At 37.7% G+C, this 16,476-nt stretch carries 10 protein-coding genes; 2 read left to right on the forward strand and 8 right to left on the reverse strand.

The genetic code is table 11. From position 1 onward, the window contains the following. Positions 1 to 32: 32 nt before the first annotated feature. From DRF57_RS05510 to DRF57_RS05545, 8 genes are all read right to left on the reverse strand, one after another. Complete coding sequence (locus DRF57_RS05510; protein ID WP_047485669.1) at positions 33 to 2,408, reverse strand: T9SS C-terminal target domain-containing protein; 2,376 nt, start codon at positions 2,406 to 2,408, stop codon at positions 33 to 35. A gap of 388 nt (positions 2,409 to 2,796) precedes the next feature. Continuing rightward, the gene (locus tag DRF57_RS05515) at positions 2,797 to 6,375 is read right to left on the reverse strand and encodes a choice-of-anchor L domain-containing protein (RefSeq protein ID WP_115917295.1); all 3,579 of its coding nucleotides are present in this window, start codon (positions 6,373 to 6,375) and stop codon (positions 2,797 to 2,799) included. 170 nt (positions 6,376 to 6,545) lie between these two features. After that, the gene (locus DRF57_RS05520) at positions 6,546 to 8,903 is read right to left on the reverse strand and encodes a choice-of-anchor L domain-containing protein (RefSeq protein ID WP_115917297.1); all 2,358 of its coding nucleotides are present in this window, start codon (positions 8,901 to 8,903) and stop codon (positions 6,546 to 6,548) included. A gap of 260 nt (positions 8,904 to 9,163) precedes the next feature. Then, positions 9,164 to 9,694 carry a DUF1003 domain-containing protein gene (locus tag DRF57_RS05525; protein WP_047485674.1) on the reverse strand — a complete coding sequence of 177 codons (531 nt, stop codon included), beginning with the start codon at positions 9,692 to 9,694 and terminating at the stop codon, positions 9,164 to 9,166. A 10-nt stretch (positions 9,695 to 9,704) separates the two neighbouring features. Further along, positions 9,705 to 10,475 carry a TIGR02757 family protein gene (locus tag DRF57_RS05530; protein ID WP_373866348.1) on the reverse strand — a complete coding sequence of 257 codons (771 nt, stop codon included), beginning with the start codon at positions 10,473 to 10,475 and terminating at the stop codon, positions 9,705 to 9,707. 7 nt (positions 10,476 to 10,482) lie between these two features. Beyond that, entirely contained in the window at positions 10,483 to 11,397 is a 915-nt protein-coding gene (locus DRF57_RS05535; protein WP_115917299.1) for a ribonuclease Z, read from the reverse strand. 146 nt (positions 11,398 to 11,543) lie between these two features. Further along, positions 11,544 to 12,119: an RdgB/HAM1 family non-canonical purine NTP pyrophosphatase gene (gene rdgB, locus DRF57_RS05540; protein ID WP_228450204.1), complete on the reverse strand. Its 576-nt coding sequence runs from the start codon at positions 12,117 to 12,119 to the stop codon at positions 11,544 to 11,546. 40 nt (positions 12,120 to 12,159) lie between these two features. Next, complete coding sequence (locus DRF57_RS05545) at positions 12,160 to 12,990, reverse strand: CPBP family intramembrane glutamic endopeptidase (RefSeq protein ID WP_115917303.1); 831 nt, start codon at positions 12,988 to 12,990, stop codon at positions 12,160 to 12,162. A gap of 288 nt (positions 12,991 to 13,278) precedes the next feature. Between DRF57_RS05545 and DRF57_RS05555 the strand changes: the two genes are divergently transcribed. Together DRF57_RS05555 and DRF57_RS05560 are read left to right on the forward strand one after the other, a co-directional pair. Next, positions 13,279 to 14,874 carry a peptide chain release factor 3 gene (locus DRF57_RS05555; RefSeq protein WP_115917307.1) on the forward strand — a complete coding sequence of 532 codons (1,596 nt, stop codon included), beginning with the start codon at positions 13,279 to 13,281 and terminating at the stop codon, positions 14,872 to 14,874. A gap of 395 nt (positions 14,875 to 15,269) precedes the next feature. Further along, a complete protein-coding gene (locus tag DRF57_RS05560) occupies positions 15,270 to 16,214 on the forward strand; it encodes a DUF4349 domain-containing protein (RefSeq protein ID WP_115917309.1) in 945 nt (314 codons plus the stop codon). Positions 16,215 to 16,476: the final 262 nt, after the last annotated feature.

Consider the following 16,476-nt stretch of genomic DNA (forward strand, 5'->3'; position numbering starts at 1 on the left):
GAAAGGCTTTTTTGTTGTTTATCTTTTATTTTTTATTCCCTGTTTTTCAGCATAATCCATCCTGATGAATTCATCTGAGCTTTTGACTTAGGGTATTCAAAATTAAACTTATACCAATAGGTAGCGGTTGGAAGTCTCTTTCCTACAACAGTTCCATCCCATACAGGGTTTTCTTTTGAGAACCTGAATACTTCCACACCATATCTGTCATAAATAGAACCTGTAAAGTTTTTAAATTCTCCAAGCGCTTTAAGATCCAGTACATCATTGATCCCATCCTGATTCGGAGTAATAATATTATTGATCTTTAAGGTAAAGAAATCTAAAGTACCCACACAATGAGTTCCTACTCTTCTTACCAGAATAGTATAGGTAGTATTATCTAAAAGCCCGGTAAAGGTATTAGATTCCTGCCATGTAATTCCGTTATCTATAGAATATTCCAGCTTGCTTGGTGTATTGTTCATTGGAGGATTTTCCGCTGTTACCACCATGGTTTTTTTGGCCCCATCATAGTTGATTGCTGTAACATAAGGCGTAGCAGCTCCCATCACTTTAACAGAGAATACCTTTTTACAGATTCCGTTATCAATTTCTACAGTATAAATCCCCCACTGGTCTACTTCAATCTTCCGTGTCGTAGCACCTGTGCTCCAAAGGTATTTATAATTAGGGCCTGCTCCTGCATCCAGGGTCACCTTGTCACCCACACACATTTCAACATCATGTAAAGGAGTCGTAATTTCCGGAGTAACCTCTATTCTTATGGTGGCAGGATTCAGTGATCTACATCCTTTTGGTCCTATTGCATATACTGTAAAAACAGTAGTCTGGTGCAATGTAACCGTCTGTGTACTTCCGGTACCCGGGAAATTATCCCAGAAATAAGTTGTTCCTCCTTCAGCAGAAAGCGTCACAGATTCTCCCGGACATATTTTTATCTTGGATGATTTTAATTTTGCCGTAGGGGTTACTTCTTTTAGCAATTTCAATTCTATCATTTTACTACAGAAACCTCCGTTTGAAACCACTACGTATAAAATCTGACCATCTGTACCATTATAATTCAATATATTCTGGATATTATTGCCGTTTTGGGCAATAGCATCTGCCTGATCAACATAAAATTTGAATACAGCACCCGGTGTTGGACTGATTGAAGGCATGATGGTACTTAAATCAAAGGTGGTAATATCCGGGGTAGTACAAAGAAGCAATGTTGCATCCTGTGCCTGTGGGGTAGTTCCACCGTGAATTTGAATAGATGCCTTTCCGGGACATGGATTTCCTGGAACACTTACCTCAATAGTATAACTTCCCGGTTGTGTGGCAGTAATGGTATTGCTGGTCGCATTAGGAATTGCTACTCCATTCAGATACCACTGATATAGTAAATTAGGATCACTTACAGAAGCTGTAATCACCTGTGGTACATTATCGCAGACATTGATATCAGAAGGCAGTGTAGCTCCACTTGGATCTAACAGCTCTACTCCAATATTAAAAGAACCTCCTTCAAGGAATACGGCAGAATCATATGAATGGTCAGCTCCATAAGGCCCGTAATCGGCAATTACCATTTTAAAGTGATATTCCTGCCCTGGGGTTACTGTAGCGGTAGCCGTAAGGGGAATTGTTCTTCCATTAAAGTTTGTTTCAATATGGGCTGTGTTATATCCTGCAAAATACTGTTCATTGACAGCAGCACAACCTCCTCCTCCAGGAATTGCCGGACGAATATTGGTAATACTTACAGGACCTGCTCCATTGGGAAGTACAGCCATATTGGTGTAAGGACCTCCGGATGTAGGTCTAAGCAATATAGCAAAAGCATCCGCATAGTTACATGGAAAAGTAGAAGTATATTCCTGAGATGCCAGAATATAATTAAACTTTATTTGAGAAGTAGTGGGTACGAAATCAAATTCCAAAAGTACAGCATCAGTTAGTGTTCCTGTTGCACCCGTAGCCTGAGCTAAGTCGGAATCAGTACCTCCTCCATTGGTATCACTAAGATAATCCTGGAAGTTATTCCCTGCTTTATTGGCATATCCTGTAGAAAGAATAATACCATCTTTAAACGGGAAATTGGTCGTGGCTTTGTTAAAATATCCCCATGATCTGTTGGCATCTCCTACAGCATGATTAGGGGTAATCTTTACGTTGGTCACATTGGGAGTTACACAAGTATTGGTTCCTGATGAAATCAGGACATCTTTCACCAGTTTTTCTATGGTATAGCTGGTTTCAGTATAACTTGGAGCATTTACATCAATAAAAACACCCGCCCTTCTGGATTGTTCAGTTCTTACACTTTTAATGATCTTTCTGGGTTCGTGTATTTGTGAGTATAAAAAATTGGAAACAATTAAAAAAAATAAATAAAACGGTAGATATCTTCTTCTCATAATACTTTGTTTCAACAAATTTAATTTTTTTTTAAATATACCACATACATATTTATTTTTTTTTATAAAAAAACTACAAAAACACCTATAAAAGCTTATCACAAGCTATTTCAAACAATACCTATTATTTCAGAATAAAATAACCTAACAGCTATTAACTCTCTTTAAAGACACTAACAAATGAAGTATATGAAATCAAAAATTAATTCCCTGAAAAATAACATTGCCCCCAGACTCTGCCTTATTATTTTTTTCATGAATTCTTGTAGATCTATTATCCCGATAATGATTTCAGAAACATTCAGTTTGATTCCAATATCTGTTGTAAAAACAAACAAAATCTTCCATTTCCGGAAGATTTTGTTATGTTGTCTATTTTATAATCGTATTAATTTCTATTTTTCAGTAAGATCCAACCTGAACGCTGCTCCAGTTTTTTACTGGCCGGATTTTCCCATTGTACCCTATACCAATACGTACCGGTAGGAAGATTTAACCCTTTCATAGAACCTACCCACACCGCATTATCTTTTGTTGCTTTAAATACCTCAGCTCCATACCTGTCAAAGATAGAGGCTGCAAAGTCTTTATAACCACTGATTCCTGTAAAGTCTATTGTATCATTGAAGCCATCCATGTTAGGAGTAATGGCATTACTGATAACCAGTGTAAAATAATCCAATGAGGTACCACATTTTGCACCTACTACGCGCACCATTAAGTGGTAGTTCGTATTATTTAAAGTACCATAAAAAATGTTAGAAGACTGCCACGTTGCCCCTCCGTCAATAGAGTATTCTAAAATACCTCCTGTCGGATTACTCGCCGTAAGGGTAAGAACGTGATTTTCATAAGTTATATTCGTAAACTGAGGTAAATCAGGATTAATCAGCTGAGCTGAAAACACTTTGGAACATGTCCCGTTACTTATGGTAACACTATACGTTCCGGGAAGATTAACAGAGATGGTCTGAGTAGTTGCACCTGTACTCCACAGATAAGTATAATTAGTTCCTGCCCCGGCATCTAAAATACCGCTATCTCCAGCACAAACATACACATCTTTTAAGGTAGACTTAATAGCAGGTACTACTTCTATTTTTACGGTAGCAGGATTTACTGAGCTACATCCATTTCCTCCCAGTGCATAAACAGAATACTCAGTAGTACCTACTGGAGGAGTAACTACCTGAGTATTTCCATTTCCGGGAAGACCTACCCAATTATAAGTAATTCCTCCCGTAGCTGTTAATGTAACAGATTCGCCTTCACAGATTTTTGACTTTGAAGCTGATATTCCCGCAATAGGAGGACCCACCTCAACGGTAACTGTAGCAGGAGTTGCAGAAACACATCCGTTAGCCCCTACTGCATAAACCGTGTATACGGTTGTTGTTCCCGGAGAAACTACTTGTGTACTTCCGTTTCCGGGAAGACCTGTCCAGTTATACGTAGCACCACCGGTAGCCGTCAGTGTTACAGATTCTCCCAAACATATACGGGGTTGAGAGGAAGTAAGGCCTGCGGTTGGCAATGTGGTGTCCTGAGATACTGTCACATTTGAAGTGTACGTACAGCTTAAATTTCCAGGCTGAGATACGTTCGTAACAGTCAATGTATAGGTACCGCCTGCACTTACTACAGGGGTAAGAGTATTAGCTCCCGATACTATAGTTCCTCCTGCTGTTGTCCATGCTATGGTAGAGCCTGGAGGTACTACTGAAGCCGAAGCATTTAAAGTAACCTGAGGAGTTGTACAGGTAACCGTTTGTGGCTGTGCTATAGTAAGAGTTGTTACTGCCGTTCTTAATAATTGCAGGGAAACTACGTAGCTACATCCTCCGTTACTTACCAAAACGTATATCGTTTGATTTCCCGGTGGTGAATATGCCGTTGGAGTTGCAATAAAATTAGCATTTCCCGCATTGGCATCAGCCTGATTGACATAATAAACAAACGTAACTCCTGCCGCCGTGGTAATCTGAGTCTGTGCTTGTGTAAGATCATAGGTTAATCCGGGTTCATAACATTTATGGAGTGTTGCATTTTGTGCTGTAAACGGCTGAGAGACCACTATGGTTATGGTTGCAGGATTCTGAGATACACAACCATTCGCTCCTACCGCCGTTACCGAATATGTGGTAGTGGTGGTAGGTGATACTGTTTGTGTATTTCCTGTTCCGGGAAGACCTACCCAGTTATAGGTAGCACCTCCGGAAGCAGTCAATACTACAGAATCTCCGTTACAGATATTCAGTTTAGTTGCTGTAAGCCCTGTTGCCGGCGGAGCACTGTCTCCTGTCACGGTAACTGTAGCCGTAGCCGTACAAATAACATTTCCAGGCTGAAAGGTATTAGATATTGTTAAAGTATAAGTACCTGCTGCATTGACAACAGGAGTCAGTGTATTACCTCCGGAAACAATATTACCTCCCGTTGTAGTCCAGTTAAATGTTGCTCCTGCAGGATAAACAGATGCAGAAGCATCCAGTGTGGTCTGTGAGTTAACACAGGTTAATACCACCGGAGGAGCGATAGTCCCTGTCATCTGCGGTGCTTTTATCAACTGCAGCTGAGCCACTTTGGAACAGAAACCGTTTTTAACCAGAACATAAACTGTTTGACCTCCAGCACTTGGATAGGTTGTAGGATTAGGAATTGTATTTGCATTTCCTGCATTGGCATCAGCCAGAGTAGTATAATATTGGAAAGTAGCGCCCGGAGTCGTACTTATTGATGTTTGTGCAGACGGTAAATTAAAAATAGCATTTCCAGCAGTGTAACAAGCTGTTAAACTGGCATTCTGCACTGTAGGAGATGTCCCTCCTACTACAGTAATACTGGCTTCTCCCGGACATGTATTTCCCTGGATATAAACCTTCACAGAATATACTCCAGGTTGGGTAGCTGTATAACTGGCTCCGGTAGCTCCTGCAATAGCATTAGGACCTAGAAACCATTGATACGTAACATTAGCTCCCTGAACAGAGGCCGTAAAAGTCTGTGGAGAATTATCACACATATTCACAGAGGCAGGAAGCTGTACTCCTGCAGGATCCAGAATCTTTACTCCAATATCAAATGATCCTGCTTCCAGAAAAACAGCAGTATCAAAGTTACGGTCCTGGAAATCGGCAAGCACCATTTTAAAATGATAAGTCTGTCCCGGAACAACAGTTGCTTTTGCTGTTAAAGGAATGGTACGTCCGTTAAAATTAGTCTCGATTTGAGCAGTATTCGTTCCACCATAATAAGCTTCGTTGATAGGCCCGCAATTGGGATAAGCAGGGTGAATATTTTTTACACTTACCGGTCCTGCACCAGCTGGAAGCACAGCCAGATTGGTATAAGTAGGATCACCCACTTTTTTTAATAAAAGCGCAAATCCATCGGTAATGGTACAGGGAAAATTTTGTTGATATTCTTTGGATGCAAATAAATACCTGAATGAAATTTCGGTGGAGGAAGCCACAAAATCAAATTCTATAGAGGTAGCATCAAACAATTGATTATTAGGAATATTCAATACAGTAGCCAGATCATTATCTCCACCGGAAGGCAGTGCATCACTCAGTGTTGACTGAAAATCATTTCCTGCCTTGTTTGCATACCCTGTTGAAAGAATAATCCCTTTACTAAAAGGAAAATTGGTAGTTGCTTTATTAAAATATCCCCAGCTTCGTTCCGAATTCCCCGGAGCCAGATTAGGAGATACCGTTACATTATTTACGGTAGAGGTAGTACATCCGCCTCCGGATATCAAAACATCCTTCACCAGCTGTGTAATATTATAGCCTGATTCAGGATAGTTTGGTGTATTTACGTTAATAAAAGCTCCGGCTCTCATTGAAGCAGAGCTTCGTTTTACGGCCATCTCTGTTCTATCTCTGTTTTGAGAAGATACAAAGATTCCCATAAAAATAAAAAATAACGCAAAAAATAAACTTCCTTTCCTCCTATTTAACATTTTATATTATTTTAAACAAAAATACTATTTTTTTTGATTAAAATTCAGTTTAATGCAATTTACATTATTACTAACGCAAGTTTATTTATTATAGGATATCAACTTTATTTATTTCAAAATAATAAAAAAAAGACTGACAAAATAGTCAGTCTTTCAATGATAATTCAAAATTACTCTATATTTTTAAGCAATATCCAGCCTGTTTTTACAGTAGGCTGTTTACTGGCGGGATCTTCGTAGGTTATCTGATACCAATAAGTACCTGTAGATAATTTTTTACCCTGGAAATAACCATCCCAGTAAGGTCTTATTTTTTCAGCTTTATAGACTTCTCTTCCATAGCGGTCAAAAACAAAACCACTAAATCCATTATAGCTGCTCACTCCTCTGAAGTCGATCACATCATTGATATTATCTCCATTGGGAGTAATTACATTTTTCATAACAAAGGTGAAGTACTCCAGGAATCCTACACAACTTGTATATTTAACTCTCACCCGAATAGAAATCAGCTTATTCTTTGGTACATTTCCAAATACATTGGAAGACTGCCAGCTTACTCCGTTATCTATTGAATATTCCAGAGTTCCATTACTCGGATTGCTTGCAGTAAGGATTAAAGTACCGTTCTCATTAAAATCCACTTTTGTTATTGCTGGAATTACTGCACGGATCACCTGAGCCTTAAATACTTTAGAACATACTCCATTACTGATTGTCACTGTATATTCACCCGGTGTATCCACGGTAATAGCCTGAGTTGTTTCTCCTGTACTCCATTCGTAGGTATAAGAAGGTCCGGAACCCGCATCTAAAAGGATCCGATCTCCCTGACAGATATGTCCTCCTTTCAGTGATGAAACAATAGCAGGTACCACTTCTACGGTCACCGTAGCCGCTTGCAGAGATTTACATCCCTGAGCTCCTATCGCATACACTGTATAAGTGGTGGTCTGAGTAGGGCTTACTGTTCTGATCGCTCCTGCTCCGGAATTATCATTCCATTGATAGGTTACACCTCCTTCCGCTGTAAGCAGTAAAGATTCTCCTACACAGATTTTCAACCTTGAAGCTTTAAGCGAAGCAACAGGAGTCTCTTCTTTTCTTAAAGTAAGGGTGGCTATTTTACTACAGAATGCTCCGTTGGAAACATTCACATATAAAATCTGGCCATCCGTTCCATTATAATTTGTAAGATTTGTAATGAAGCTATTATTCTGAGCCTGAGCATCAGCCTGAGTGGTATAAAAACGGAATACAGCTCCCGGTGTAGTACTGATCATAGGTTTGGCATTTTCCAAATTGAAAGTACTCAGCGTAGGTGTTGAACAGAGTTTCATTTCTGCATTCTGTACCGTTGGGCTGGTTCCTCCTATAATAGTAATAGTAGCTTCTCCCGGACACTGATTTCCAGGAATCATTACTTTTACAAGATAAACACCCGGCTGGGTTGCAGTATAAATCGCATTGGTTGCTCCGGGAATTAAAACCCCATCTTTATACCATTGGAAAGTCATTCCAGGAATGGTAGCCACCTGTGCTTTAAGCTGTTGTGGCGTATTATCACACATATTAATGGTACCAGGTAAGGCAGTTCCTGTACCATCTACAATTTTAATTCCAATATCAAAAGACCCTCCTTCTAAAAAAACTGCCGAATCATACCCCGGATCCCTGGCATCTGCCAGTACCATTTTAAAATGATAGGTCTGTCCTGGAATTACATCCGCAACAGCTGTTAAAGGAGTGGTTCTACCGTTATAGTTAATGCCCACATGCGGAGTATTCATGGCTCCAAAGTATGTGGCATTGATAGGACCGCAAGAGAACCCATTTCCAGCAGGAACAATATTTGTTACGCTTACAGGTCCTGCTCCACCGGGTAATACCGCAAGATTTGTATAGGTAGGATCACCCACTTTTTTCAATAAAAGGGCAAAGGCATCTGTATAGTCAGTACACGGATAATTGGAAGCATATTCTTCAGAAGCAAATATATAATTAAACTTTACCTGAGTAGAGTTTGGAACAAAATCAAATTCAAGTGCCACAGCATCCTGTAAGTTATAAGGTGGATTAATAGCTGCTACAAGATCAGGATCACTTCCTGAGCCTGGGGATGATCCAAGGTGGCTATTGAAAGTATTCCCTCCTTCTTTTGCATAACCTGTAGTCAGTACAATACCATCAGTAAAAGGAAAATTTGCAGTCCCTTTATTGAAATACCCCCAGAATCTGTTTACATTATCCAACCCCTGATTGGGTGAAACAGTAACGTTGGATACATTAGCTGTAGTACAGTTGGTCCCCCCGTTGATCAGGATATTCTTCACCAATAATTCGGGAGTATAATTGGAGGCTGCATAAGGAGGTACATTTATATCTACAAATGTTCCCGCCCGTAAGCTTTCTGCAGAAGGCTTCACTTTTAAAGGTTTTCTTCTAGGTGATGTCTGAGAGAAAACAGAAATAGAAGTCAATAAAAATACTAAAAGAAAAAAATAGTTTTTAGATCTATAATGTAACATTTTAATTTTATTTGCCCAAATGTAATAAAAAAAATAGATACCAAATTCACTCTTTCAAAGCTTTCTTCTAATTTCAATATTAGAATTTACAACAAATGCTTTTTATTTTTAAATTTTTCATAAATCCCCAGCGATAATTTTAATCAGGAAAAATAGCTATTCATCAAAAAAAACAGATCAATGTTTACTGATCTGTTTTTATGTATTATGACAATATAAAATATTATGCCTTATTTTAAGACACCTGAGGTATCAGAAAATCAGTTCTTTTTCAACTGATCAATTTCGCCCTGCAATTGGCTAATAATATCCTTTAAAGCTTTTATTTCATTTTTATTGGAATTCACATTGCTTTTCAATATGACATTTTTTGCTCTTTCATTATGATCTTCATCTTCTTCATCCTCAGCGATCTCCTCAATATCTTCACTGATCTCTTCCAGATCCTCCTGAATATCTTCAATATCTTCATTGATCTCCTCAATATCCTCACTGATCTCTTCAATATCTTCCTGGATATCTTCAATATCTTCCTGAATGTCTTCAATTTTCTCGTGATTTTTATTGACAGACATCTGAATAAATATAGCCAGATAAATTGCCTCTAAAGAAAGTACTGTGGTAAGAATAAGAAGCATTTTATCAAATTCCACAATATTCAGAATAGGAAGCAGAAACGAAGTAATAAAAAGCAGGGTGTGTACTATCAAAGATGGGATAGAGCCTATCCACGATGTGATATTATCTGCTATTTTTTCAAGAACTTCTGCTTTTTCATTATATTTTTTCATCCATTTTTTTTTACAAGAGTTCTTTAGTTACTCCAAGTCCAAACAGTGCAAAATCATATTTTGCGGGATCATTTTCATCAAACTTTCTAATGGCTATATCGAGTTCTTCTACGGTTTTCCAGTCGTTTTGGGTTCTTGAAATCAAACCTAACTTTCTCGAAATATTACCGGTATGAACATCCAGTGGGATTGACAGATATTTATGATCTATCTTTTCCCAAATTCCAAAATCTACTCCCCGTTTATCCTTGCGGACCATCCATCGTAAGAACATTATGATCCTTTTTGCAGATGAATTTTTACCGGGAGAGCTGATATGCTTATGACTTCTGTGTTTTTCTGTTTCCAGAAAGTTATTTCTAAACCTTTCAATAGCATGCAGAAAATTCGTTTCTGATTCCCGTACTTCAAACAAGCTTTCCAGGCTTTCATTTCCTTTATAAATCCTGTTGAACTGCCTGATAAAGTAAGCAAAATCCTGACCATTAAATGTCCTGTGAATGCTTTTATCCTGAATATCTTCCAAATCCTTCTGTGAATAATTCATCACAAAATCATAAGGAGAATTCCCCATAATGCTGAGCATTTTCTCAGCTGAACTGATAATTGACTTTCTGTTTCCCCAGGAAATTGTTGCCGCCAAAAACCCTGCAATCTCAATATCCTGTTGCAAAGAAAAACGGTGCGGAATCTGTATCGGGTCATTTTCAATAAAGTCTGGAGTATTATACCGGTCAGCCTTTTCGTCCAGGAAACTTTTTAATTCTTCAAACTTCAACATATTCAATTTAAATTTTTACACTCTCCAACGCTTTAGGTAAAAACGTATTGGGGAAAATATTTCTTGCCTCATCAGTAAATACCGTTAGATCTCCATATCTATTGGAAAAGTGTCCCAATATCAGTTTCCCGACCTGAGCTTTCTGGGCAATAGTTGCCGCCTCTAAAGCCGTGGAGTGTCCTGTATAATCTGCCATTTCCTTCAAATCATGCAGGAAAGTGGATTCATGATATAAGACAGTAACGTTTTTAATAATCGGAAGCACGCTTTCCAGGTAACGGGTATCGCTGCAAAAAGCATAAGATACTGCTGATGCCGGTTCAAGAGTTAAGATCTCATTTTTAAGGACGTAACCATCACTTAACACGAAATCTTTTCCTGCTTTAATATGATGATAATCACAGGTTTCAATTTCACTGTACTTGGCAATTTCTTTCATATTAAGATGCCTGTCCTTTGGTTTTTCCTTAAAAAGATAACCATTACAATAAATCCTGTGATCTAAGGGAATAGTATACACCTCTACCCTATTATCTTCATAAATTTTTTCTGAATAGTTTTTATCCAATTCATGGTACACCACTTCAAAACCACGGTGCGTTTCTGTAATATCAAAAATAGTATCCAGCATCTTCTTGATCCCCTTCGGCCCATATACATGGAGCGGATTATCTCTTCCTAAAAGGCGGAAGGACGCAATAAGTCCCGGAAGCCCGAAACAGTGATCCCCATGAAGATGAGAAATAAAAATATGGTTGATTTTTGAAAATCTTGCTTTGGCCTTTCTCAGCTGTACCTGTGTCCCTTCACCACAATCAATCAGAAAAAGTCTTTCTTCCATGTCCAGCAGCTGAGCAGTGGGTGAAGTATTGATAGTCGGTATTGCTGAATTAAAGCCTAATATCGTTAAATAAGTACTCAAATCAATAATTTATTATAACAAATGTACAACAGAAAATCTAAAACGTAAATTTTACCTTACAATTTAAATAGGAAAAGCATAAGACCCCGGACTTTTCTCTTCCATAAGAGAAGGTAAACCCGGATCATAAGGCTGGCCTGGATATCCTAATCTGTCACTTTTAAAAAATCCATAAACAGGTCTAATGCCTGTCTGCGGTGGCTGATTTTATTTTTATCCTCAGGAGTCATTTCTGCAAAAGTCCTGTCGTGCCCTTGCGGAACAAAAATAGGATCATACCCAAATCCTTTGAATCCTTTATTTTCTGTCAGTAGATTTCCATGAACTCTTCCTTCAAAATACTGAGCTCCATTCTCATCATAATAGCATAAAACAGTAACAAAATAAGCTTTCCTATTCTCGATCCCTGTCATTTCAGCTAAAACTTTTTCAATATTTTTGGCAAAATCATGATCTCCTGCATACCGAGCAGAGAATATTCCCGGTCTCCCGTCTAAAGATTCTACAGCCAAACCGCTGTCGTCACCCAAGCTTGGAATTCCTGTTTTTTCAAAGCAGTATTTTGCTTTAATCAAAGCATTGGCATGAAAAGAATCTCCGTCTTCCACAATTTCCTCATGAATATTGTAGTCCGTAAGGCTTTTCACTATACAATCACTTCCTAAGATCTGCTGAATTTCTTCTTTTTTATGTTCATTGTGTGTTGCGACTAATAATTCCATTTCTTTATTCATTTTCCAATTTTATTTTTAGCTGTATATATTAAATTTCAGAGTAATGGACTTTATATTTTTTCATAAACAGATAGTAGAATAATGAAAAAAGGACAAGTCCGGCGGCCAGGATAAGCCACTCTGAAACATTAAAAACTTTTGCAAAGCTTTCATCTTTACCATAAAGAACCAGCAATGAAAGGCTCAGGTTATTGAATGCATGCAAGAGTATAGGCAGCAGTAAAGTTTTCGTTTTATGATACACCAATCCCAATATACATCCCAGTATCACTGCACTGATAAACTGCCATGGATTTCCATGAACAACTCCAAAGATAATGGAAGCATATACAATAGCTTTCCACGGTTTAATTCCTTTATTGACCAGTCCTTTCTGAATAATTCCTCTGAATATAATTTCCTCAAAAATAGGAGCCAAAATCACAGTCATAATAATCATCACTACCGGGTCGTCTGTCAACTGGCTCATAAGTTGAATAAAATATTCATAAAAGTCTCCAAAAACAGGACCTGTGGTTGGGATTAAAGAGGTAATAAACTCTGCAATAAACATCATCCCGGCCATCATTGGAAAAATCAGAAGGTAGGTATAGAAATTAACTGAAGAAAGGTTGAAGTTGAGTTTCTTATTGGTGGTACGCCTTACAATGAAAAAATCAAAAAAGGCAATGGCCGTTAAAAATCCCACAGAATTAGCCACCATTAAAAACCAGTCTTTTAGTTCAAGATTTTCTTTGAAAGTCACTTTCCAAAAAGTACTGAATAAAGAAACAGCCATTGTTCCTACAAACAGTCCAACGACCAAAGTCAGCCCTCCTAGCCACGTGAAAGTAAACTTTGGATATTTGCTATTTTCCATTCTTTTCTCTGTAAAATTTTATGGAAACAAAGATAATTTTTTTGAATGCCACAGGCAACTAAAAAAGGAAATTCTTATTTTCACCGCGGTAGTTATCCTGATACAAAAATGAGGGTTGAATCTCTATTTCTCTGTATTTATTTTCCATTTAATATAAAACATGAAATCCCGCATCTCCCCCATCGTGAAACACTCAAAAGCTGGAACCTGAACCTCCCAACCAACATTCTTGTATTTTATTTGAAAACCTCGTAAAAAATCACGATTTTTGCAACTTCAAAATACAATATGTCAGACTTAATCAAAGAAATACAAAAAAGAAAGACTTTTGGGATCATATCCCACCCGGATGCCGGAAAAACGACTCTTACGGAGAAATTACTTCTTTTCGGGGGAGCCATCCAGGAAGCGGGTGCGGTAAAATCCAATAAAATAAAAAAAGGAGCTACCTCCGACTTTATGGAAATTGAAAGACAGAGAGGGATCTCTGTAGCGACTTCCGTATTGGCTTTTGAATATAAAGATCATAAAATCAACATTCTCGATACTCCGGGTCACAAAGACTTTGCTGAAGATACCTACAGAACGTTAACTGCTGTAGATTCTGTAATCGTTGTCATTGACGTTGCAAAAGGGGTTGAGGAACAGACAGAAAAGCTGGTGAAAGTTTGTAGAATGAGAAACATTCCGATGCTTGTTTTCATCAATAAACTTGACCGTGAAGGTAAAGATGCTTTTGATCTGCTGGATGAAGTGGAACAAAAACTTGGATTAAGAGTAGTTCCTCTTTCTCTTCCCATTGGTATGGGAAGTGACTTCCAGGGTATTTATAATATCTGGGAAAACAATATTCAGCTATTCCTGGAAGAGAAAAAACAAAAAGTAGGAGAATCCATCACTTTCGATAATATCAACGATCCTTCTATTGATGAGGCAATTGGTCCAAAAGCTGCCCAGTCATTAAGAGAAGAATTAGAACTTATCCAATCTGTATATCCTGAATTCAGCCGTGAAGAATATATGAACGGTGAACTTCAGCCGGTATTCTTCGGTTCTGCTTTAAATAACTTTGGGGTACGTGAGCTTCTGAATGCATTTATTGAAATTGCTCCAATGCCACAGCCTAAGGAAAGCGACCTTCGTATAGTGAAACCTGAGGAAAGCAATTTTACAGGATTTGTTTTCAAGATCCACGCTAATATGGATCCTAAACACAGAGACAGACTGGCATTCGTCAAGATTGTTTCAGGAACATTTAAAAGGAATGAAAATTATTTACTGGTAAGAGAAGGTAAAAAGATGAAGTTCTCTTCTCCCAACGCTTTCTTTGCTGATAAAAAAGAAGTCGTGGAGGAAAGTTTCCCTGGTGATATTGTAGGCCTTCACGATACAGGTAATTTCAGAATTGGTGATACCCTGACCGGTGGGGAAAAACTTAGCTTCAAAGGAGTTCCTAGTTTCTCTCCGGAACATTTCCGTTATATCAATAATAATGATCCGCTTAAAGCCAAGCAGTTGGCAAAAGGTATTGATCAGTTGATGGATGAAGGTGTTGCACAGCTATTCACCCTGGAAATGAACAATAGAAAAATTATCGGAACAGTGGGAGCGCTTCAATATGAAGTAATCCAGTACCGTCTGGAGCACGAATATGGTGCTAAATGTACCTACGAACCCCTATCTATGCACAAAGCATGTTGGGTAGAAGCTGATGAAAAATCAGAAGAGTTTAAAGAATTTGCAAGATTAAAACAAAGATTCCTTGCCAGAGATAAATACAACCAGCTTGTATTTTTAGCAGACTCCTCATTTACGATTCATATGACACAGGAAAAATTCCCGAATGTGAAACTGCACTTCATCAGTGAGTTTAAAGATCATTAATAAGCAAAATTGCTAAAACATACATCCGCAGAGGTTTTCTCTGCGGATTTTTTTATTCATACTTTTCCCTTAAGATTTAAGAAGAACCCAAAAAAGGTCTTACTTTAAGACAAGGTTATTTCCCTTATTTATTTTCATAAAAAGTCTGCATGATCTCTTCAGTCTTCAGGTGAATAAAGATATACTAAGCTATAAAGCCTGACATATTCAAATATATCCTGGTAAAATCCCATCAAAAGCAATATGGGATCTGCAAAACGGCTTTGTAAATCTCTTGTAAAACAAATACAAAACACTGATACTATAACAGTTATCATTTTACCAGTATAATACATTCTATTTACAAGTGTTTCGGGTGCTCTCCTCCTAATTTTACTTCATCAAAAATTAATGTTATGAAAAAGTTCATCTTACTAGTGGCTGTATCAAGCACCTTCATTATGTGTAAAAAAGGAGAAGCTGCACAATCTCAACTTGAAAAAACAATACAGACGGCAGACAGTGCTTCCAGTGTTGCTGCAGAAGCTGTAGACAATGCCAGCCATACCATCAGCAAAACTCTTGATTCTGCCAATATCAAAATAAAAGATTTTGAAAACACCAAAAACGAGATCCAGCAGAAAATAGAAAACACATCAAAGGTTGTGGATTCTTTATCTGATAAAATTGCCTCTACAAAACTGGAGTCTAAGGTGGAGAAAAAGGATTCTGCAGCGAAGAAATCTGAAAAAATAATCGTGAATGTTTCTGCTCCCAAGGTGATCAAAGAAACCAAAGTCATTTATAAAGACAACCCTAAAAATGACAGTTACGAACTGAACATACCTAAAAACAGAATGGTAAAATCCGGCCAGATCTCTATCAAAGCAGACAATGCGGAAACAGTGAAAGAAATCATCAAGGAGGAAGCCCTTAAAAATAACGGTTATATCAAAAGTGAAGATCTTTCTTATATAGAATCTGCGGACCGCAGACGTGAGGACCAAAAAGTATACACCATGGACATCAAAGTTCCTATTCAGAATTTTGATGGTTTAATGGATGCTTTAAACAATAATATTGGTGATATTGAGAGCAAAAACATTCAGGTTTCAGGAAATAATTATATGGATAATGCTATTTGCAGTATTTCAGTAAGTCTTACAGACAAAACAGAAGCTGAAAAAGCGCCTAAAAATTTCGGAGAAAAATCACTGGCAGCCATTTCTTCAGGTTGGGATGTGATCACCTCTATTTTCCTGTTTATCCTTCCGTTGTGGCCTCTGTTCCTGATCGGCGGTATTGGATATTATTTTTACAAGAAAAGAAATAAAAACCTTCCTAATAACGATTCTCACTAGAATTTAAAATCCATCCTCGTGATGGATTTTTTTTGCCGGAAAAATGAATTTAAATAATCCACATTGTGTCAATTTCTATTCTTCTTTACTTATTAAGTTTGGCTAAATGGTAGTATCATTTTAGAAAACTGACCAAAGCCCCCCCTATTGATATGTAACAACCACATTATACATTATACATTATACATTATACATTATACATTATACATTATACATTATACATTATACATTATACATTATACATTATACATTATACATTATA

This window comes from Chryseobacterium rhizosphaerae (genome assembly GCF_003385455.1).
GTDB lineage: Bacteria > Bacteroidota > Bacteroidia > Flavobacteriales > Weeksellaceae > Chryseobacterium > Chryseobacterium rhizosphaerae.